At 72.7% G+C, this 21,176-nt stretch carries 16 protein-coding genes; 10 read left to right on the top strand and 6 right to left on the bottom strand.

What is annotated here, in order from left to right; translation table 11 throughout:
* Nucleotides 1-61 precede the first annotated feature (61 nt).
* The 4 genes from KTR66_RS02480 to KTR66_RS02465 all read left to right on the top strand — a co-directional run bounded on the left by KTR66_RS02480 (nt 62) and on the right by KTR66_RS02465 (nt 9,953).
* Complete coding sequence (locus KTR66_RS02480; RefSeq protein WP_213610062.1) at nt 62-718, top strand: hypothetical protein; 657 nt, start codon at nt 62-64, stop codon at nt 716-718.
* Nucleotides 715-1,542, top strand: coding sequence for a cellulose synthase operon protein YhjQ/BcsQ (locus tag KTR66_RS02475; protein WP_213610060.1), 828 nt, complete (start codon nt 715-717; stop codon nt 1,540-1,542). Before KTR66_RS02480 ends, KTR66_RS02475 begins: the two co-directional genes overlap by 4 nt.
* Nucleotides 1,539-6,161, top strand: coding sequence for a UDP-forming cellulose synthase catalytic subunit (gene bcsA / locus KTR66_RS02470; protein WP_213610058.1), 4,623 nt, complete (start codon nt 1,539-1,541; stop codon nt 6,159-6,161). The genes KTR66_RS02475 and bcsA overlap by 4 nt, the downstream gene beginning before the upstream one ends.
* A gap of 78 nt (nt 6,162-6,239) precedes the next feature.
* Nucleotides 6,240-9,953, top strand: coding sequence for a cellulose biosynthesis protein BcsC (locus KTR66_RS02465; protein WP_213610056.1), 3,714 nt, complete (start codon nt 6,240-6,242; stop codon nt 9,951-9,953).
* On the opposite strand, the gene KTR66_RS02460 is transcribed toward KTR66_RS02465, so the two are convergent.
* Nucleotides 9,950-10,780, bottom strand: a complete 831-nt coding sequence (locus tag KTR66_RS02460) for an aldo/keto reductase (RefSeq protein ID WP_213610054.1) — start codon at nt 10,778-10,780, stop codon at nt 9,950-9,952. The two genes, KTR66_RS02465 and KTR66_RS02460, sit on opposite strands and share 4 nt — an antisense overlap.
* A gap of 36 nt (nt 10,781-10,816) precedes the next feature.
* Between KTR66_RS02460 and KTR66_RS02455 the strand changes: the two genes are divergently transcribed.
* From KTR66_RS02455 to KTR66_RS02440, 4 genes are all read left to right on the top strand, one after another.
* Nucleotides 10,817-11,449 (top strand): hypothetical protein, encoded by a 633-nt coding sequence (locus tag KTR66_RS02455; RefSeq protein ID WP_213610052.1) that lies wholly within the window; start codon nt 10,817-10,819, stop codon nt 11,447-11,449.
* Nucleotides 11,446-11,976 (top strand): sigma-70 family RNA polymerase sigma factor, encoded by a 531-nt coding sequence (locus KTR66_RS02450; protein WP_213610050.1) that lies wholly within the window; start codon nt 11,446-11,448, stop codon nt 11,974-11,976. Before KTR66_RS02455 ends, KTR66_RS02450 begins: the two co-directional genes overlap by 4 nt.
* The gene (locus KTR66_RS02445) at nt 11,973-12,638 is read left to right on the top strand and encodes an anti-sigma factor domain-containing protein (protein ID WP_213610048.1); all 666 of its coding nucleotides are present in this window, start codon (nt 11,973-11,975) and stop codon (nt 12,636-12,638) included. Before KTR66_RS02450 ends, KTR66_RS02445 begins: the two co-directional genes overlap by 4 nt.
* Nucleotides 12,639-12,736: 98 nt before the next feature.
* Nucleotides 12,737-13,516, top strand: a complete 780-nt coding sequence (locus KTR66_RS02440; protein WP_213610046.1) for a DUF4394 domain-containing protein — start codon at nt 12,737-12,739, stop codon at nt 13,514-13,516.
* A gap of 96 nt (nt 13,517-13,612) precedes the next feature.
* On the opposite strand, the gene KTR66_RS02435 is transcribed toward KTR66_RS02440, so the two are convergent.
* A complete protein-coding gene (locus KTR66_RS02435; RefSeq protein WP_213610044.1) occupies nt 13,613-14,416 on the bottom strand; it encodes a cyclase family protein in 804 nt (267 codons plus the stop codon).
* Nucleotides 14,417-14,517: 101 nt separating this feature from the next.
* Here KTR66_RS02435 and KTR66_RS02430 point away from each other — a divergent pair, with 101 nt between their 5' ends.
* Complete coding sequence (locus KTR66_RS02430) at nt 14,518-14,994, top strand: DUF1203 domain-containing protein (RefSeq protein ID WP_213610042.1); 477 nt, start codon at nt 14,518-14,520, stop codon at nt 14,992-14,994.
* On the opposite strand, the gene KTR66_RS02425 is transcribed toward KTR66_RS02430, so the two are convergent.
* The 4 genes from KTR66_RS02425 to KTR66_RS02410 all read right to left on the bottom strand — a co-directional run bounded on the left by KTR66_RS02425 (nt 14,995) and on the right by KTR66_RS02410 (nt 20,148).
* Nucleotides 14,995-16,221 (bottom strand): ABC transporter permease, encoded by a 1,227-nt coding sequence (locus tag KTR66_RS02425; protein ID WP_213610040.1) that lies wholly within the window; start codon nt 16,219-16,221, stop codon nt 14,995-14,997. It abuts the gene before it with no gap.
* A gap of 86 nt (nt 16,222-16,307) precedes the next feature.
* Nucleotides 16,308-17,033: an ABC transporter ATP-binding protein gene (locus KTR66_RS02420; protein ID WP_213610038.1), complete on the bottom strand. Its 726-nt coding sequence runs from the start codon at nt 17,031-17,033 to the stop codon at nt 16,308-16,310.
* On the bottom strand, nt 17,030-18,526 hold the full coding sequence (hutH, locus tag KTR66_RS02415; protein ID WP_213610036.1) for a histidine ammonia-lyase: 1,497 nt from the start codon (nt 18,524-18,526) through the stop codon (nt 17,030-17,032). Before hutH ends, KTR66_RS02420 begins: the two co-directional genes overlap by 4 nt.
* The gene (locus KTR66_RS02410; protein ID WP_213610034.1) at nt 18,526-20,148 is read right to left on the bottom strand and encodes an efflux RND transporter periplasmic adaptor subunit; all 1,623 of its coding nucleotides are present in this window, start codon (nt 20,146-20,148) and stop codon (nt 18,526-18,528) included. The genes hutH and KTR66_RS02410 overlap by 1 nt, the downstream gene beginning before the upstream one ends.
* A 62-nt stretch (nt 20,149-20,210) precedes the next feature.
* Between KTR66_RS02410 and KTR66_RS02405 the strand changes: the two genes are divergently transcribed.
* Nucleotides 20,211-21,143, top strand: coding sequence for a ketopantoate reductase family protein (locus KTR66_RS02405; RefSeq protein WP_213610032.1), 933 nt, complete (start codon nt 20,211-20,213; stop codon nt 21,141-21,143).
* The last annotated feature ends 33 nt before the right edge of the window (nt 21,144-21,176 follow it).

Genomic DNA, 21,176 nt, shown 5'->3' with positions numbered 1-21,176 from the left:
GCGATAAAGCGGACATGCATCTCGTGGCATGCCGCGCCCGGCGGAAGGGAAACAGGCGAGCTTGCAGCGAGAGATCGCATCCGTGATGGCGGCCTGCGGATTGCGCAACATCCGCTACGTCACCTTCCCGCCGGTCGTCTTCGCGACGCCCGCCCCCGCCGCCGCGCCCGAGCCCTCCCCCGAGATCGAGGCCGAACCGCTGCCGCTGGTCGTGGCGGAACCCGCTGCGTTGGAGACGGCATCCCTCCCGGTCACGGTGGAAGCGCTGCCGCCGCCTGTCATGGCCGAGGCGGCGCCCCTGCTCGCGGAGGCCGTGGGTGCGCCGGTTCCGGCCCTGGCCGAACCGGCTGATATGCCTGCCAAGCCGGGCCCGCCGCCGGCCGTGACGGTCGTCGAGCCTCCTCCTCCTGTGCCGGCGCCCCCCACGCCCATCCCCGTGGCGGTGGAGGGGCCTGCCATGCCGCTCGCAACGCCGCACGCCGCGCCGCGCCCCGGCATGCGCCGCCTCGCCGAGTTCGCCGCCGAACTGGCCGAGGCGCGGCGCCCTGCGCGCGTCGTGCCGCCCGCCCATCCCGCCCCGCTGGCCGCCCCGCTGGCCGCCCCGCCCATCGAGACGGCGCCCGGCGTGGTGCCGCTGCGCCAGTACGCGCTGCTGCAGGACATCGCCGGCGAGCTGCGCCCGCGCCGGGTGCGCGCGCGCAGCGGGAAGCGGGCATGAGCCTGATCGCCTTCGCCTCGCCCAAGGGTGGCGTGGGCAAGACGACCGTGGCCGCGCATGTCGCGGCGCTGTTGGCGCGGCGTGGCCACAAGGTCATCGCGATCGACCTCGATCCGCAGAATGCGCTGCGCCTTCATCTCGGCGTCTCGCTCCGCGAGGAGCGCTGCTTCCTGAGCCGCCTGGGCACGAACCCGTCCTGGCGCGAGGCGCTGGTGGAGACGGAGTGCGGCGTGCGCGTGCTGCCCTATGGGCCGGCCGATCCGCTGCGCGCGCTCGAGATCGCGCAGCTTCTGGCCAATGAGCCGCAGCACCTGGCCGAGCCGGTGCGCGAGATGCTGGCCCTGCCCGACGTCATCGTCGTGCTCGACACGCCGCCCGGGCCCAATGCCGCGCTGGCCTCCCTCATGCCGCGGCTCGACCTCATGGTGATCCTGCTGCTGGCCGATGCCGGCAGTGCGGCCATCATCCCGCAGATCGCCAACAACCGCGTGCTGGGGCGCGGCACCCTGGGCGCCCGCGCGGCCGACCGCGCCGTGCTGGTGCTGAACCAGGTGGACGACACCGAGCCGCTTTCGGACGCCGTCTTCGACATGGCGCGCAACGCGATGGGCAACCGCATGATCGGCGCCATCTGCCGCGATCCGGCGCTGGCCGAGGCGCTGGCCGACAAGCGCATGCTGCTGAATGGCGAGCCCGGCGCCGGCGAGGACCTGGAACTGCTGACCGAGGCGATCGTGAAGCGGCTCAAGCTCTCGCGCCCCGGCGGACCCTCGGGCGGCCGCTCCGGCGGCTTCTCCGCGCTCAGCGAATGGGGCAGCCTGTGAGCGGCGAGCGCTTCTCCGAGTATGTGCAGACCTTCCCGGGGCCGGCGCCACGCAACGCGAGGCTGCTGCGCACCGCCGCCATCCTGCTCGGCCTCCTCGGCGCCTTCTTCTTCATCACCGTACCGATGGAGGAGGAAGGGCAGGTCTGGCTGACCATCGGCGGCATCGCCGCCTTCCTCGTGCTCAACCGCAACAAGTCCCGCAAGGTGGGGCTCGTCCTCGTCGTCCTCTCGGTGATGGTGACCTCGCGCTACCTCTTCTGGCGCGCGACCGAGACGCTGGAATTCGAGACCTGGCTGCAATCCATCCTGGGCATGCTGCTCTTCGGCGCGGAGCTCTTCGCCGGCGCGCTGATGACGCTCTCCTACATCCAGACGAGCTACCCGCTGGACCGCAAGCCCGTCCCCATGCCGCCCAATCCGGACGACTGGCCGACGGTGGACATCTACGTCCCCAGCTACAATGAGAGCCTGGACCTGGTGCGCCCCACCGTGCTGGCGGCCATGAACATGGACTACCCGCGGGACAAGCTGAACGTCTGGATCCTGGATGACGGCCGCCGCGCGGAGTTCCGCGCCTTCGCCGAGGAATGCGGCTGCGGCTACATCATCCGCCCCGACAACAAGGGCGCCAAGGCCGGCAACCTGAACCACGCGATGCGCCACACCACGGGCGAATACATCGCGATCTTCGATTGCGACCACGCGCCGACGCGCGCCTTCCTGCAGCTCACGCTCGGCTGGCTGATCCGCGACAAGCGCATCGCCCTCGTGCAGACGCCGCACCATTTCTATTCGCCCGATCCCTTCGAGCGGAACCTGGTGCGCCAGCGCCTGGTGCCGAACGAGGGGCTGCTCTTCTACGGCGCCATCCAGCCGGGCTCGGACCTCTGGAACGCCGCCTTCTTCTGCGGCTCCTGCGCCGTCATCCGCCGCACCGCGCTGGAGGAGGTGGGGGGCGTGCCGCACGTCACGGTGACGGAAGACTGCCACTGCGCGCTGAAGATGCAGCAGAAGGGCTGGCACACCGCCTATATCCGCATCCCGCTCGCCGCCGGCCTCGCCACCGAGCGCCTCGCGCTGCATATCGGCCAGCGGCTGCGCTGGGCGCGCGGCATGCTGCAGATCATGCGGACGGAGAACACGCTCTTCGCGCCCGGCCTGAAATGGATGCAGCGCTTCTGCTACTTCATCGCGGGCTTCGGATTCCTCTTCGCCCTGCCGCGCGTGATCTTCCTGACTTCGCCGCTGGCCTTCCTCTTCTTCGGCGAGAGCGTGATCGCGGCCAGTCCCGTCGCCATCATCGCCTATGCGGGCAGCCACATGTTCCATGCGGTGGCGACGACGGCGCGGCTGAACGGCAAGCACCGGCATTCCTTCTGGTCCGAGATCTACGAGGCGTCCCTCGCCGTGCCGCTGCTGCCGGTGACGCTGCTGACCCTCTGGGACCCCTCCAAGGGCAAGTTCAACGTGACGGACAAGGGCGGCATCCTGGAGGCGGGCTATCTCGATTTCCGCGCCGTTGCCCCGAACCTCATCATGCTGGGGCTGCTCACCATCGGCTTCGGCATCGGCATCTGGGGCAGCCTCACGCATGACCTGAGCAGCCTGGAAGGCCGCGCCTACCTGCTGAACACCATCTGGGCCGGGCTCTGCCTCATTCCGCTCGCCGGTTCCGTGGCGGTGGGGCGGGAGCGAGAGCAGTCGCGCGTGCGCGCCCGCGTCGAGGCCGACCTGCCGGGCGAACTCATCCTCGCCTCCGGCGAGCGGCTGCCCACGCACAGCGCCAACCTCTCCCTCTCCGGTGCGCGGCTCATCATTGACCGCGCGCTGGGTGTCGCCGAGGGCGATGAGGTGAAGGTCGCCTTCGAGACGGGCGGCGAGACGATCGAGCTGCGCGCCCGCGTGATCCGCTGGGACGGCAACGAGGTCTATCTGGAATTCATCATCGAAACCCTGGCCGACGAGGCCGGCGTGGTGCGTGCCTTCTTCGGCCGCCCCGACGCCTGGCTCTACTGGGACCATTGGCCCGAGGACAAACCCCTGCGCTCGCTCTGGACCGTCGTGCTCGCTTCCGCCGATGCCGTGTTCCGCAAGTACCGCTTCGGCATCCTGCGCCCCTCCAAGCCGGTGGCGGCGCCCTCCAAGCCCCAGGCGCCGCGCGTCTCGGATGTGCTGGCGCCCCGGCGTGGCCCGCCCCCGGCGCCGCCCGCCAATACGCCCGCGCCCGCGCCGGCCAGCACCGCCGCCCTGCTGGCCCTTGCCCTGCTGGGTGCGAGCCCGGCGCTCGCGCAAGCCCCCACGCCGCCGCCCCTGGTCCAGGGGGCCCCACCCGCCGCCTTGGCACCCACCCCTCCGATTTCCGCCCCCTTGGCGCCGGCGTCCGCCGCTGCGGCAGCCATGATGCCTGGCGCCGCCGGGCTCCCGGTCGCCCTGCCGCCGCTGGACCGCGATGCTCTGCCGCCCGGCGCGCGCCTCGTCACGCGCAGCCTGCGCGAGCTTGGCCTCTCGGGGCCGATGCAGCTGCGCGGCACGAATGACCTGCAGGGCGTGCTCTTCGGCCTGCGCGCCGATGAGGTGGTGACCCAGGCGCGCGTGACGGTGGCGGGCGGCGCTTCGCCCGCGCTCATCCCTTCGCTCAGCCAGATCGCCATCACGCTGAACGACCAGTTCGTCGGCACCATCCAGATGGATGCCGCGCGGCAGAGCTTCGGCCCGCTCGAATTCCCGCTCGACCCGCTCTATTTCAGCGAGGTCAACCGGCTGAACTTCCGCTTCGCCGGCCGCTACACGACCGAGTGCAACGACCCGCTTTCCGGCCTGCTCTGGGCCACGATTTCCGACCTCTCGACCGTGCAGATGCGCATCGAGCGGCTGCCCCCCTCGCGCGATCTCTCCCGCTTGCCGGAGCCGATCTTCGACCGGCGCATCCTCTCGGGCCTCGTCACCGTGCCGATGGTGCTGCCCGAGACGCTCGGCCCCTCCGGCCTGCGCGCCGCCGCCATCGCCGCCTCCTGGTTCTCGGTGCAGGCGGATTACCGCGGGGCGAATTTCCCCGTCTCCCGCGGGCTGCCCGAGCGGGGCGACGCCGTGGTGCTCGCCATGGGCGTGGATGCGATCCCCGGCCTCAACATGCCCCGTGTGGACGGGCCGACGCTCGCCCTGCTGCCCAACCCGACCGACGCCTTCGGCACGCTGCTGGTGATCGCGGGCCGCAGCGAGGCGGACCTCGTCGCCGCCGCGCAGGCCATGGTGGCCGGCCGCGCCACGCTGACCGGTGAGATCGCCCGCGTGGTGCCGCCCACCATCCCGGCGCGCCAACCCTATGATTCGCCGCGCTGGATCCGCACCGACCAGCCCGTCACCTTCGGCAGCCTCGTGGCGCGGGAGGAACTGCAATCGGCTGGTTATTCGCCCGGCCCCGTGCGCATCCCCGTCCGCACCGCGCCCGACCTCGTCACCTGGCGCAACCGCGGCTTCCCGGTGCACATCGAATACCGTTCGCCCGGCGGGCCCGTGATCGATGTCTCGGCCTCGCGGCTCGACGCTGCCTTCTCGGGCGCCTATCTGCGCTCCTTCCGGCTGGCGGACCCCGAATGGATCCCGCCCCTGACCGCCGCCGCCGATTGGTTCGCGGAGCTGCTGGGCTTCTCCTCCGCCACGCGCTCGGGCCGCTTCGAGATCCCGCATTACCTCGTCCTGGGCCGGGACGAGCTGCAGTTGCGCTTCGACATGCGCCCCATGGCGCGCGGCGATTGCGTGGCGGTGCCGGCCGATGTCCGCGCCGCGATCGAGCCCGGCAGCACGGTGGACCTCCGCCGTGGCCATCGCCACGCGCGGATGCCCAATCTTGGCTTCTTCGCCTCCTCCGGCTTTCCCTTCACCCGCATGGCCGATCTCTCCGGCATGGCCGTGGTGCTGCCCGAGCGCGCCAACCCGCTGGAACTCGGCGCCTTCCTCGATGTGGTGGGACAATTGGCGGCGACGGTGGGCGTCGCGTCCACGGGGATCCAGGTCGTGACGCCGGGCGGGCTGCCCTCCGCTTCGCAGCGGGACCTTCTGGTGATCGGCACGCTGGGCCGGCAGCCAGCACTGGGCACGCTGTTCCGTGATTCGCCCCTGCGGATCGAGGGCGAGCGGCTGACGCTCTCCGCGCCCGGGCCGCTGCAGGATGTTCGCGCCCTCTTCACCGACGCCCCCGGCAGCGCCGAGCGCGGGCGGGCTTCCACCATGCTGAACGAGGCCTCGGGCGAGGGGCTGGCGGCGCTGATGGGGGGCGAGAGCCCGTTGCAGTCCGGCCGCTCCGTCGTCGCCATCACCGGCGTGACGCCGGCCGCCATCGCGCAGATGGTCGCGGCGCTGACCGATCCGACGCTGGCGCCGCGTATCCAGGGGGACCTCGCCGTGCTGACGGGCGGGCGGGTGGAGAGCTTCCGCACCCAGGGCTCCTATTCGGTCGGCAGCCTGCCCTGGTGGCTGCTGCCGCAGATCTGGCTGGGCGAGCGGCCGGAGCGGATGCTGCTGCTGATGCTGGGCGCCGCCGCCCTGGTCGGCGTTTCGCTCTACTGGGTTCTGCGCCGCCGGGCACTTTCGAGGTTGCGCGCACGGACGCATTCGTGAGATTCAGTCCTTCGGGGGACTGAATCGATGCGTTCTGGGTCTGTGGCTTGGCTGCTCGGGGGGGCAGCGCTGCTCCCTGTGGCTGCCGCCGCGCAGCCGCAGGCCACACCCGCGTCGTTTTCCTCCATGGCCACGGCGAGCCCGGTGGACATCCTGGTGCGCCAGGCCGAACGCTGGCTCGGCATGGATCGGCTGGACCTCGCCGCCTCCTCCATCGAACGCGCGCTCGCGGCTGATCCGCGCAACACCCAGGCGCTGGCTGTCGCCGCCCGGATCGAGGCGGCGCGGGGCAACCGCGCGGGCGCGGCCGGCCTCGCCACCCGCCTGCGCGAGGCGGGGGGCACCGAGGAGCAGCGCAGCGTGGCCGAGGGCGCGCTGCGTGAGGCGAGCGTGGACCGCAACGCGATCGAGGAGGCGCGGCGCCTGGCGCGCGAAGGCCGCGTCGAGGAAGCCGCCGCGCGCTATCGCCAGGCCTTTGGCGGCGGCACCCCGCCGCCCGCCTTCCAGCAGGAATATTTCTCGGTTCTCGCCGGCACCCAGACCGGTGGCGATGAGGGGCGGCGCGGCCTCGCGCGCCTTGCCGAGAGCCCGACGGCCACGCCGCGCGCGCGCCTGAGCTTCGCCCAGACCCAGACCTTCCAGCCCGCGACCCGGCAGGAGGGCATCCGGCGTCTGAGCGCGCTGGCCAATGACCCCGAGGTGGGCGAGGAGGCGCGGCGCGCCTGGCGGCAGGCGCTGAGCTGGAGCGCCGCCGACCCCGCCTATGCGCCGCTGATCCAGGCCTATCTGCAGCGCTATCCCAATGATGCCGAACTGCGCCAGGCGCAGCAGGCCGCACTTGCCGCGGCACCCCGCCCGGACCCGGGCGCCACCGCCCGGCAGGAGGGGTTCGAGCGGCTGGAGGCGGGCGGCGCCGCGGCCCTGCGCGACAGCGCCCGGCAATTCGAGGCCGCGCTGGCCGCCAATCCGCGCGACGCGGATGCGCTGGGTGGCCTGGGGATTGTCCGCCTGCGCGAGAACCGGCCGACCGAGGCGCGCGAATTGCTGGAACGCGCCGTGGCCGCCGACCCGTCGCGCGCCGCGCAATGGCAGGGGGCACTGGATGGCGCGGCCTATGGCCTGGAACTGGCCGAGGCACGCGCGGCGCTGCGGCGCAACGACCTCGACGCTGCCGACACCATCGCGCGCAGCGCCGCCCGCCGCCAGGTGGATGACCGCACCGACATCGAGGTCATCCTCGGCCAGATCGCGCTGCGGCGCGGTGATGCGGCTGCCGCCGAGCAGCGCTTCCGCACGGCGCTGGCCCGCCGCCCCGGCTTCGCGCCGGCGCGCGAGGGGCTGGCCCAGGCGCTGCGTGCCCAGGGGCGCCTCGCCGAATTGCCGCGCATCGCCGATGCGCAGCCCCGCCCGGGCGAGCGCGGGGCCGTTCCCGTCAACAGCATGGCGAACCAGCTGCGGGCCGATGCGGCCCGCACCACCGACCCCTTCGTGGCCGAGGCCCTGCTGCGCCAGGCGCTGACCAGCGCGCCGAACGATCCCTGGATCACCCTCGACCTCGCGCGCGCGCTGCGCCGCCAGGGCCAGCTCGTCCCCGCCCGCGCCGTGCTGGAAGAGCTGGTGATCCGCGATCCGCGGCCGGACAGCCTGTATGCCGCGGCGCTCTTCGCCGATGAGGGCGGCCGCATCGCTGACGCCGAGAACTACCTGAACCGCATTCCGCCCGCTTCCCGCAGCGCCGACATGGCGCGGCTCCAGGCGCGCATCCGCACCCAGCGCGACGTGCAGCGCGCGGCGCAGGGCCTGGGACGGAGCACGGCCGATGCGCGGGTCCAGCTGCTCACCATCGCCGCCCGGCCGGACCCGACCGGCGCCACCGCCGCCGCCGTGATCCGCGCCTTCGGCGACGCCAATGACCGCTTCGGCGCGGCCGAGGCCGCGCGCGTGGGCGAGGCGGCCAACCGCAGCGCCGGCCCGCAGGCGAGGCTCGCCATCGCCGGCGCGCTGCTGGGCGCGGGCCTGGACGGCGAGGCGGCGGGCCTGGCTGACCAGATCGACGCCGTCCCCAACCTCACGGCGGAGCAGCGGCGCGATGTCGCCTCGTTGCGCGCGGGCATCGCGGTGCGCGCCTCCGACCGGCTGAACGCCGAGGGCAACCAGGCCCAGGCCTTCGAGCGCCTGCGCCCGACCCTGGAGCGGGACCCGGAGAACACCGAGGCCAACCTCGCCTTGGCGCGGCTCTACCAGGGCGCCCGCGACCCGCGCGAGGCGCAGCGCATCGCGGAAGCCATGCTGGCCCGCAACCCGCGCAATTTCGACGCGCGCCAGGGCGCCATCGACGCCGCCATCGCGCTGCGCCAGCGCGCGCGGGCCGAGGCGCTGCTGGCCGAGGGCCAGGAGATCTTCCCGCGCGAGAGCCGGATGAGCCTGCTGGAGGCGCGGGTCGCCATCGCCTTCAACCAGGATGATCGCGCCCGCCGCGCGCTGGAGGTCGCCGCCGCGCAACGCCGCGCCGAGCTGGGCACCGCGGCCGGCGTGCCCACGGCCATGGCGCAAGGGATCGGCCAGGGCACGCCCGGCCAGCCCAACCCCTTCGTGCGGCCCGGTGCCGCCGTGCCGCTGCCCGCCATCCCCGGCGCCGCGCCGCAGCCCTCCGACCGGCTGACGCGCGAGATCAACCAACAGATGGCCCAGCTCGAGGACCGCACGGCGCCGCGCGCCAGCCTCGCCGGCACGCTGCGGCAGCGTTCCGGCAGCTCCGGCCTCGAGCGCCTGCTCGATCTGCGCGCGCCGGTGGAGGCGGAGTTCACGCCGCCCGTCATCGGCGGGCGCGTCACCGCCAATGTCACCGCCGTCTCGCTCGATTCCGGCAGCCTTGGCACCGACACCAACACGCAGCGGCGCTTCGGCACCGGCGCGCTGGCGAACCAGCTGATCAATTCGCGCACCACGGCGGCGGGTGTGGCACTCGGCATGACCTACCGGCGCGGCGATTCCTTCCGCTTCGATGTCGGCTCCTCGCCCATCGGCTTCCCGACCTCGACCATGCTGGGCGGCCTCGAGATCGCGCCGCAGATCGGCGTGGCGCGCGTGCGGCTGACCGGTGAGCGGCGCTCGGTCGAGGACAGCATGCTCTCCTGGGTCGGCCAGCGGGACCCGTTCACGGGGCGGAACTGGGGCAATGTGGTCCGCACCGGCGGGCGCGGGCAGCTCGAGCTGCCGCTCGGGCCCGGCTATGTCTATGCGGGCGGCGGCTACTCTGTGTTCGAGGGGCAGAACGTCGCCTCCAACAACCGCATCGAGGCGGGCGCCGGCTTCTCCTACCCGGTCATCCAGGGCCCGAATGGCGAACTCAGCGTCGGCAGCGACCTCGTCTATTTCGCCTATGACCGGAACCAGAGCCACTTCACCTATGGCAGCGGCGGGTATTTCAGCCCGCAGGCCTATACGGCCTTCAATGTGCCGGTGGATTACCGCGGGCGCTCGGGCGATTTCAGCTACCGGCTGGGCGCCACCGCCGGCTACGCCGTGTTCCGCCAGGAGGCCACGCCGGTCTTCGCCAACAACGCGGCCCTGCAGGCGCAGCTGGTGCAGCGGGCGGCGACCATCGGCGGCGCGGCCCCGCTGCTGACGGTGTTCCCCGCGCAGAACCAGCAGAATTTCGTGGGCGGCGTGCGGGCCGACCTCGACTACGCCATCACGCCGCGCATCAATCTCGGCGCCGGTTTCCGCTACGACAAGGCGGCGGATTGGGACGAGACGCGGGTCTTCATCCGGCTCCAGTCCCGGTTTTAGAGCATTGCCAAGGAGCGCTTGCGGCGCGGCGGCGGGAAGGCCGCATCCAGCGCCGCGTGCTCCTCGGCCGTCAGCGTGATCTCGCGCGCCGCCGCATTCTCGCGCAGATGCGCGAGCGAAGTGGCCTTGGGGATGCTGATCACGCCCGGCCGGCTGAGCGTCCAGGCCAGCGCCACCTGCGCCGGCGTCGCCCCGCGGGTGCGGGCTACGGCGACGAGGCCCGGATGGCGCAGCAAGGCGCCGCCCTGGCCCACCGGCGAATAGGCCATCACCGGCATGCCGCGCGCGGCGCAGAAGGGCAGCAGGTCATATTCCGGGCCGCGATGCTCGAGGTTCAGCAGCACCTGGTCGGTCGCGCAATCGGCCAGCGCCGGGCCCAACTCCTCCAGATCCTCCACATCGAGGTTGGAGACGCCCCAGCGCGCGATCTTTCCGGCGGCACGCATCCGTTCCATCGCCTCCACCGTATCCTCCAGAGGAACGGAGCCGCGCCAATGCAGCAGGTAGAGATCGAGGCATTCCACGCCCAGCCGCGTCAGGCTGCGCTCGCAGGCCTGGGGCAGGCCGCGGCGCGAGGCGTTGTGCGGATAGACCTTGGAGACGAGGAAGACCTCGTCCCGCCGCCCGGCGATGGCCTCGCCCACCACCTCCTCGGCGCCGCCCTCGGCGTACATCTCGGCCGTGTCGATCAGCGTGAGGCCGAGGTCGAGCCCCGTGCGCAGCGCCCTGACCTCGGCCTTCCGGTTCGCCGCCCGCTCCCCCATATGCCAGGTGCCCTGGCCCAGGGCCGCCACGCTGCTGCCATCAGGCAGGGTGATGCTCCGCATGCCGTCCTCCTTCATTCGTCGAACAGGTTAGCCGTCATGATCCGCCTTGCCATCGTCTTCCTGCTCGCCCCCCTGCTCGCCCCCCTGGGCGCGCTCGCGCAGCCCGCACCGGCGCAACCCGCGCCCGAGGCGATCGGCCCCTGGCAACTCTCCTGCGTGACCGACCGCATGACGGACCGCACCGCCTGCATCCTGCGCCATCGCGACTGGGTGGAGCGGCCGAGCGTCGGCGTCGGCCTCGGCTTCGAGATCCTGGACCGTGGCGGCCGCGCCGTGCCTGCGGTGACCGCGCGGGACCTCTCGCTCGACAGCGTCGCGCGCGGGTTGCTCGCGGTCGCGGGTTCGGCGCAGCTTCGCCTGGGCACCAACGCGATGATGGAGATGCCCTGCGGCCTGGAAGGGCGCAGCCTGATCTGCGCGCCGCGCAGCGCCGATGCCGCCCGCGCCGCGCAGGAACTCACCACGGCCGAACGCGCCCTGGTCCGCATGTCGGGCCTGGGCAGCAACACCAACGCCGCGACCGAGCCCGCAGAGCTGCGCCTCACGGACACCGCCGCCGCCATCGAGCGGCTGCGCCGGCGCCAGCCGCAGGGCAGCGTGGCGGCCGCGCCTGAACCGGGGCTCGACCTCGGCGGCATGCTGGGCCGCCTGCAGCAATTGATGCGATGAGCGACGCGGCCGGCCTTCTCACCCGCGTCGCCCGCGGGGACCGCGCGGCGCTGCACGCGCTCTACCAGCTGCAATCGGTGCGGCTCTTCGGCGTCGCCATGGCGATCCTGCGCGACCGCGACGCGGCGGCCGATGCGTTGCATGACGGCTTCGTGAAGATCGCCCGCAACGCCGCGCAGTTCGACCCGGCGCGCGGTGCGGCGGAGGCCTGGCTCGGCTCCGTGATCCGCCATGCCGCGCTCGACATCGCGCGCCGGCGCGGCCGGGAGATCCCGACCGACGACGCGGCGCTGGGCGACACGCCGGTGGACGCCGCGCAGCTCGATGCGCTCGCCACGGGTGAGGAGCAGGCGCGGCTGCGTGAATGCCTGGCACGGCTGCCCGAGAAGAACCGCCAGGGCATCCTGCTCGCCTTCGTCCACGGTCTGTCGCATCCCCAGGTGGCGGCGCGGCTCGAGCTGCCGCTGGGCACGGTGAAGGCCTGGATCCGGCGCGGCCTTCTCGCCCTTCGGGAGTGCCTGGCATGAGCCCGCAGGAACGCGACGAACTCGCCGCCGAATATGTGCTGGGCACGCTGGAGGCGCGCGAGGCCGAGGCGGCGCGCGCGCTGATGGTGGGCGATGCCGGCTTTGCCGCGCTGGTCGCGGAGTGGGAGCGGCGGCTGGCGCCGCTGCTGGCCCTGGCCCCGCCGGAAGCGCCGCCGCCCGGCCTCTGGGCACGGATCGAGGCGACGCTGTCGGGCGCCGCACCCGCGCGGGCCGGCTGGCGCTTCCCCTGGCCCGTCTTCGGCCTGGGTGCCAGCGCGGTGGCCGCGGGGCTCGCCGCCTTCATCCTGCTGCGCCCGCCCACGCCGGGGCCGCTGATGACGGTGCTGCTGACGAGCCAGGACCAGTCCGCCTTCCTCGTCGAGGCGGAGCGCGGCGAGATCCGCCTCGCCGCCGTCAATCCGCGCGGTGTGGAGGCGGGGCGCGTCATGCAGCTCTGGGCCTTGCCGCAGGGGGCGACGGCGCCGACTTCGCTCGGCCTGGTGCCGGAGAGCGGGCGGCTGAGCGTCACGCCGCGCGGCATCCGGCCGGAGCCGGGGATGCTGATCGAGATCACGCTGGAACCGCCGGGCGGCTCGCCCACCGGGCGGCCGACGGGGCCGATCCTCTTCATCGGGCGATTGGCGGCGGCGCGCGGCTCCTGAACGCATTTTTTTCGTGACGGCGCTGCATCCGGCCGCGCCGCCGGCCCGTAACGGAAGCAGCAAGGCGATGACGCCTTGTCCTGAACGGAGCCAAGATGATGACGAAGACCCTTCGCGGCGCGCTGCTGGCCGGCGCTGCCCTCCTTGCCTCGACGGGCGCGCAGGCGACGACGCTGGTGGCGCTGACCGCCGACAACATGCTGGTGCGGATGGACAGCGAAACGCGGCGCGCCGATGCCGCACGGCGCATCACGGGCGCCGATGGACGCGTCATCGCGATCGATCAGCGCCCGGCCAATGGCCGCCTCTATGGCGTGACGGAGCGCGGGCAGATCGTGACGCTCGACCCGGCCACGGGCCGCGCGACGGAGGTGAGCCGCCTCAACACGCCCTTCGAATCCGGCGGCCGCGCGGTGGCCGATTTCAACCCGGTGCCCGACCGGCTGCGGTTGATGGGCATGAACGGCACGAATTTCCGCGTGAACGTGGACACGGGCGAGGTGGCGCGCGACGGCACGCTGAAGCATGGCGAGGGGCCGCTTTCCGGCACCACGCCGCGCATCGTGGCCGGCGCCTACATCAACAGCGTGGCAGGCGCGACGACGACCACGCTCTACACGCTCGACACGCTGCAAAACGCGCTGAACGTCCAGGCGCCGCCCAATGACGGCGTGCAGGCCCCGCGTGCGCCGGTCTCGACGCCGCTGCCCACGGGCGTCGCCTTCGACATCCTGACCGAGGGCACGAACAACACGGCCTTCCTGATGGCCGGCGGCGCGCTGCACACGCTGAACCTGGCCGATGGCGTGGTCTCCGCCCGCGGCTCCGTCACCGGCCTGCCGGCCGCGGAGGTCATCGACATCGCGGTGCTGCGCTGAGCACCTGATCCGGCTGCCGCACCCCCACCCCCTCTTTTCCGGGGTGCGGAAGAGGGCGCCGCCGCCCCTCCCAGCGGGGCGGCGGCTGCCGCTTCGTCAGAGAAGGGCCAGAACGCGCGCGGGCCCGCCGGTGCCGCCGGCCACGCGCGGCAGCCCGCCCACCAGGGTTGCGCCGGTCGGCGGCAGTTCGGCCAGGCCCGCCACGCATTCGATGCCCCAACGCCCGGCGCCGAGCCAGTTCACATGGAAGGCGAAATCGCGCGAGCCGCCATGGTCGAGCGAGAGGCTGTCCACCGCCACACCCGCGACGCCCCGCTCCAGCAGCAGGGCCGCGACATCCGGGCGAAAGCCAGGAAAGGCGAGGCCGCCGCCGGGTTGCGCGTTACGGAAGCGCGGCGTGGCGACACGCGCGGCCCAGCCGGAATTGAGCGCCACGCAGGCGCCGGCGGGGATCCGGCCATGCGCGCGTTCATGCGCGGCGACGTCCTCGGGCGTCGCCGCGTAGTCGGCGTGCGCCGCAGCCTTTTCGCGCACATCCAGCACCACCAGCGGGCAGACCAGGGCGCTGGCGGGGATCGCCGCCGCATCCATGCCATTTGCCGAGAAATGCAGCGGCGCGTCGAAATGCGTGCCGACATGCTCGCCATGGGTGATGCGGTTCAGGTTGTAGCCGTCGCGCGCGATGTTCATCACGCGCTCCACCTGGATCGCGGGGTCGCCGCCGAAGGTGGGGAAGTCGGGGGCCAGCACATGCGTCATCTCGACCACGCGGGTGGCGCGCAGGGGCTGCTGTGCCAGGGCATCGGCGGACGGCGCCGCGGCGGCCAGCGCCAGGGCGGCGAGGATGCCGCGGCGGCCGAGCCGCGCGCCGACCCGTTGCATCACGCAGGCATCACACATGGTCGGCTCCTTCGGCGGGTGATGCGTGAGCCTATGAGCCTCGCGCGTGCCAAGGCAATGACCGGAAGGCGCGTGCCGGGCGGTGCGGGTAGGGAAGGGGCATGACCCAATTCCGCTGCGTCCCCATGGACACCCCATCCGCCCAGCGTTTCCGCGCGACGCGCGTGGATGATCGCGGCGGCCCTGCCCACTCGCGCATCGTGGATGGCCCGGGCTTTCCCTGCCGCCATTGCCTGAAGCTGGGCGAGCCTGGCGAGGAGATGCTGCTGGTGAGCTGGAATCTGCCCCTGCCGCAGGGCCCCTACTGGACGCCCTCGCCGGTGTTTCTGCACGCGCGCGACTGCGAGGCCGCCGTGGTGGAGGATGCGCTGCCCGAGACGGTGACGGCGAACATGATCGTCTCGCTCCGGCATTACGATGCGGAGGGGATGTGCCTCTACGACCTCGGCATGGTGAGCGCGGGTGATGCCGCGCTCGTGCCGCTGCGCGAGCGTCTGGCGGACCCGCGCGTGGCCTATGTGAACATCCACACGGCGCGGCCGGGCTGCTGGCTCACGCGCGTGGAGAAGCTTGCCTGATCACTCGTGCCGGAGCGCGGTGATCGGATCGAGCCGTGCCGCGCGCCGCGCCGGGTAATAGCCGAAGAAGAGACCCGTCAGCGCCGAGACGGTGACGGCCAGCGCCACCGCATCCCACTGGATCAGCACCGGCCAGCCGGCGACGCCCGCCAGCGTATGCGCGAGGCCGATGCCGACGATCACGCCGACAGCCCCGCCCAGCAGCGCCAGCAGCACCGCCTCCAGCAGGAATTGGCGCAGGATGTCCCTCCGCCGCGCGCCGACGGCGAGGCGCAGCCCGATCTCGCGCGTGCGCTCCGTGACACTCACCAGCATGATGTTCATGACGCCGATGCCCCCCACCAGCAGCGAGACGGCGGCGACGGCGGCCAGCAGCAGCGAGAGGGTGCGTGCCGACGCGTCGCGCGTGGCCGCGATCTCGCTCAGGTTGCGGATGGAAACGGTATCGGGCTCGTTCGCCGCGACGCGGTGGCGCTGGCGGAAGAACTGCCTGAGCTCCTCCTCCACGTCGCTCATGCTCTCGCCCTCATGCACCTTCACGCTGATGGTGCCGACCGCGCGGGCAAAGGCACGGGGCGCGCCCATCACGCTGCGACGCGCGGTCCAGAAGGGCATGATGACCACGTCGTCCTGGTCCTGGCCCATCGGATTCTGGCCCTTGCGGCCGAGCACGCCGATCACCTCGAAGGGTGTCGAGCGGATCCGGATCTCGCGGCCCACCGGGTCCTCGTCGCCGAAGAGGTTCTCGACGACGGTGGCGCCGAGCAGCACGAGCTTGCGGCCGGACATCGCCTCCTCATTGGTGAAGAAGCGCCCCTCCTGCGTGGTCCAGTCATGGGCGACGAAGTAGTCGGGGTCGGTCGCGACGACGGTGGTGGACCAGTTCTGGTTGCCGGCGACGACCTGCTGCTGCTGGCGCGAGGTCCCGGCGGCGACCTGGACCGCGGCAATCTGCCGGGGGATCTCCTGCGCGTCGTCCCAGCTCAGATTGGGCCGCTGGCCGGCGCCCATGGAGACGCCGCCCAAGCGCACATTGGCGCCCCAGACGACGAGGAGGTTGGCGCCGAGCGACTGGATCTGCGCCAGCACCTGCTGCCGCGCGCCCGCGCCCACGGCGACCGTGACGATGACGGCGGCCACGCCGATGAAGATGCCAAGCGCGGTCAGCGCCGCGCGCAGCTTGTTGGCGGCGAGGGCGCCCAGCGCCGCGAGCAGCGCTTCCGCCATCGAAAGTCCGGCGCGGCGGCCGGGTGGCAGTGGCGGCAGGGGCGCGACCGACCGCGCTTCAGCGGCCGGCGCTGGATGCGGCGCGTTCACTGGAATTTCTGCCGGAGCATGGCCTCGGCATCCACCGGCTGGTAGCGGCTGTCCTCGATCATCTTCCCGTCGCGGAAGCGCAGCGTGCGGCTGGCGAAGGCGGCCACATCGGCATCATGCGTGACGCAGAGGATGGCGACACCCGCGCGGTTCAGCGCCTGGAACAGCGCCATGATCTCGAGACCCGTGCGGCTGTCCAGCGCGCCGGTCGGCTCGTCCGCGAGCAACAGGCCGGGCCCGTTCACCAGCGCGCGGGCGATGGCGACGCGCTGCTGCTGCCCGCCCGAGAGCTGGGAGGGCGTGTGGTGCATGCGCTGGCCCAGCCCCACGCGTTCGAGGGCAATGGCCGCGCGCTCGCGCCGGATGCGGCGCGGCAGGCCGCGATAGAGCATCGGCATCTCGACATTGGCGAGCGCGTCCGAGCGCGGCAGCAGGTTGAAGCTCTGGAAGACGAAGCCGATCTGCTCGCCGCGCAGCGCCGCCACACGATCGGGCGGGAGCGCGGCCACGTCCTCGCCCGCCAGGCGGTAACGGCCGCGCGTGGGCTGGTCGAGGCAGCCGATCAGGTTGAGGAAGGTCGACTTGCCCGAGCCGGAGGGGCCCATGGCGGCGACGAATTCGCCAGGCCCGATCTCGAGGTCCAGGCCCTCCAGCGCGGCCACCACGCCCTCCCCCGAGGGGTAGTGGCGCGTGAGGTCCTGCGTCTCGATCAGCGCGCTCATGGCGGCGGCATCTCGCGCAGCACGGCGATGGCGGCCTCGATCTGCGGACCCATCACCGCATCCTCGCGCATCGTGGGCACATGCCGGCGCAGCGCGGAGACGGCCGGGCGCAGCGCGGGCGCGGCGGCGTGTCCGCGCAGGTCGAGCGCCTGGGCGGCGAGGAGGAATTCGATGGCCATCACCTGACGCAGCGTCTCGGCCGCGAAGGCGGCGCGGCGCGCGGCGAGCGGCGCCATGGGCACATGGTCCTCGGTGTTCGCGCAGGTGGGGACGGATTGGATGGCGCCCGGGATGCTGCGCATGCGCAACTCCGCCACCAGCGAGGCGGCGGTGTATTGCGCGATCATGAAGCCGCTGTTCCGCCCCGGCGTCGCCTCGGGATGGATGAGGAAGGCGGGCAGGCCGTAATTGGTGGCCGGGTCCACCAGGCGCGCGCAGCGCCGCTCGCTCATGACGGCGAGGCTGGTCAGCGCATTGGCCAGGAAGTCCAGGGCCTCGGCCGCGGCCTGGCCATGGAAATTGCCGCTGTTGGAGGTGACGAAGCCATCCGCCAGGCCGAACAGCGGATTGTCATTGGCCGCGTTGATCTCGATCTCCAGCACGCGCTGGCAGAAGGCGCTGGCATCGCGCGCGGCACCGATCACCTGCGGGATGTTGCGCAGGCTCAGCGCATCGCGCAGGCGGCTCGCGCGCGGGGCGAGCACGGCGACGGAGCCCTGCGTGAGCTCGCGCAGGCGGCGGCTCGCCTCGATCTGGCCGGGATGCGGCTTGGCTAGCGCCACGCGCTCATCGAAGCTGTCATTCAGCCCGCCCAGGGCTTCCAGGCTCAGCGCGGCGATCGCCTCGGCCCAGCGGATCAGGGCATCGCCCTCGAGCCAGGCGAGGCAGCCGATGGCGGTGGTCTGCTCCGTGCCGTTGATGAGCGCGATGCCGTCGCGCCCCGTCATCGGAATCTGCGCAAGACCGGCGCGGGCCATGCCCTCGGCGCCGGTCATGCGCTCGCCGTGCAGGCGGCAGAAGCCCTCGCCGATCAGCGGCAGGACGAGATGGGCGAGCGGGGCGAGGTCGCCGCAGGCGCCGACGCTGCCCTGCACCGGCACCTCCGGCAGCAGGCCGGCGTTCAGCATGCCGAGCAGCGCCTCGGCCGCTTCCAGCGAGGCGCCGGTGATGCCGGTGGCCAGCACATTGGCGCGCAGCGCGAGCATGGCCCGCACCTCGGCCTCGGGCATGGGCGCGCCCAGGCCGGCGGCGTGGGACTTGAGCAGGTTGCGCTGCAGGGCCTGGTTGTCAGCGGCCGTCACCTTCGCGCCGTCCAGGGCGCCGAAGCCCGTGGTGACGCCGTAGATGGGCGTGCCATCGGCGATCAGGGCCGCAAGCCGCGCCTCGCCCTCCGCGATGCGCGCGCGGGCGGCGGCGCTGAACCGCGCGGGGGCGCCGGCGGCGATGCGGCCGAGGGTCGCGCAGTCCAGGCCTTCGCCGGCGATCCGTTCCATCAGAAGAGGGGCCTCGCGGTGGGGGCGCGGGCCGGTGCGGCGCCGGCGCGTTCCGTGCCGATGACGACCTGCATGTCGGGCTGCAGATCGCCGCTCAGCACTTCGGTGACATTGCCGTCGGTCAGGCCGGTGCGGATGGCGATGGCGCGTGGCGCGCCGTCCCCCTCGACCACATGGACGGTGCCGGCCGCACCGCCGGCCTGGCGCGCGCCGCGCGCGGCAACCAGGCGTGCACGCTGCTCGGGCGTCAGCACGGCGTTCAGGCGGGATTGCAGCCGCTGGCGCGCGGCCTGGGCCTGCTGGCGCCGCGCCTCCGGGTCGGCGGGCAGGGCCGCCATCCGCTCGCGCATCTCGCGGCCCGCGGCCTCCACTTCCTGGCGCTGGGCGGGCGTCAGGTCCGTCATCTCGCGCAGCGCCGCTTCCATCGGGTTGGCGGGCGTGGCCGGCTGGCCGGCAGCGGCACCCTGGCCGGGCGGGCGCCAGCGCAGTGCCGCATTGGGCACGCGCAGCACGTCGGTGCGCTCGTCGGTGATGATGCGCAAGGTCGCCGTCATGCCCGGCAGCATGCGGCCCTCATTGTTCGCGGCGCTGACGACGACGGTGTAGGTGACCACGTTGTTCACCGTGGTGGGGCTGAGGCGGATGTCCTTCACCGTGCCGCGCAGGTTCACGCTGGGATGCGCCGCAACGGTGAAGGCCACGTTCTGCCCGGCACGGATGCGGCCGATGTCGCTTTCATCCACCGTGGCCCAGACCTCCATCTCATTGAGGTTGGCGGCGATGGTGAAGAGGGTGGGCGATTGCAGCGAGGCGGCGACGGTTTGCCCCAGATCCACGCTGCGCGAGACGATGACGCCGTCAATCGGGCTGCGGATGGTGGCGAAGCCGAGATTGACCTCCACCTGGCGGAGCTGGGCCGCGCGCTGCTCGGCCGTGGCCGTCGCGGCCTCCACCTGGGCCAGCGCCGTGCGGGCCGTGGCCTCGGCAGAGATGAGGTTGGCCTCGGCCTGGGCGATCTGCGCCTGCTGTACGGCGAGGTTGGCGCGGGCGGCATCGGCGCTGAAGCCGGCACGCGCTGCATCCCGCGTGGTGCCGACGGCGCTGCGGCGCAGCTCCTCGGTGCGGCGCGCCTCGAACTCCGCGTCACGCAGCTGGGCCTCGGCCTGGATCGCCTGGCCGCGCGCGGCGGCGACGGCGGCGCGCGCCTGCTCGGCATCGGATTGGGCGCGCTCGGCCTGGGCGCGGGCGACCGCGACGGCGGCCTGGGCGGAGAGCGCATCCGCCGCCGCGGCGGCGCGCGTGGCCTCCAGCTGCTGCGTGTCGAGCCGCGCCAGCACCTGGCCGGTCACGACGCGCTGGTTGAAGTCGCCGGGCAGTTCGCGGATCAGGCCGGAAAGCTGGCTGCCGACGATGACCGTGACCAGCGGGTTCACCGTGCCGGTGGCCGAGACCACGGCCGTGATCGGGCCGCGATCCACGCTGGCGAGGCGCAGGCGCGGGCCACTGGCCTGCGTCGCGCCGGGCCAGCTCAGGCCAAGGGCTGCCATGGCGGGCTGGCCATAGAGATAGCCCGCGCCCAGAAGCGCGCCGGCCAGGACAAGAAGGGCGAGTTTGCGAAGCATGTCTTCTCGAAGCTAAGGCCCGGGTGTAACGCGCTTATGTCGGGCATGGAAAGGATTGTCACATGCGGGTTCTGGTCCTGGGTGCGGGCGCGCTGGGCGGCTATTTCGGCGGAAGGTTGGCCGAGGCTGGGGGCGACGTCACCTTCCTGGTCCGCCCGCGCCGCGCGGCGCAACTGGCCGAGCAGGGCCTGGTGATCGAAAGCCCCTTCGGCGATGCGCGCCTTCCGGTGAAGACCGTGACGGCGGAGGCCCTGCGGCCGGGCTGGGATGTGATCCTGCTCACCTGCAAGGCCTATGACCTGGAGGATGCGATGGCGAGCATCGCGCCCGCCATGGATGCCGGCACCGCCATCCTGCCCGTGCTGAACGGCCTCTCCCATATCGAAACACTGCAGGCCCGCTTCGGCGCGGAGCGCGTGCTGGGCGGCTTGTGCAAGATCCAGGCGACGCTGACGCCGGTTGGCGTGGTGAAGCAGCTGAATGACTGGCGCTGGCTGACCTTCGGCGAGGTGGCGGGGGGCTTGAGCGAGCGCGTAACGGCGCTGGAAGCCGCCTTCGCGGCCGCGCGCGGCATGGAGGCGAAGGCGGTGCCGAACATCGCCCAGCGCATGTGGGAGAAGCTCGTGCATCTCGGCACCAGCGCCATTGGCACGGTGCTGATGCGCGCCAATGTGGGCGAGATCGTTCGCGGCGGCGGCAGCGTCTGGCTGCAGGAGGTGCTGGCGCGCAACGCCGCCATCGCCGCGCATCACGGCCACCCGATGCCCGATGCCTTCATGGCCGAATACCGCGCGCTGTTCAGCGAGGCGGACAGCGCCTACGCCACCTCCATGCTGCGCGACATCGAGGCGGGGCACCGCATCGAGGGCGAGCACATCCTGGGCTTTCTCGCCGAGGCCGCGAAGCGCGCGGGGGTGGAGACGGCCATCCATGACGCGGCCGCGCTGAACGCCCGCGCCTATGAGCAGCGCAGGGCGGCAGGTCGCCTTCGCTGAGAGGCTGATTCACGTGCTTGGTGTGCCACCAAG

The sequence above is a fragment of the Roseococcus sp. SDR genome (assembly GCF_019083995.1).
GTDB lineage: Bacteria > Pseudomonadota > Alphaproteobacteria > Acetobacterales > Acetobacteraceae > Roseococcus.
The sequence above is the reverse complement of the archived record's forward strand: the minus strand, read 5'-3'. Positions and strand labels throughout refer to the sequence as shown.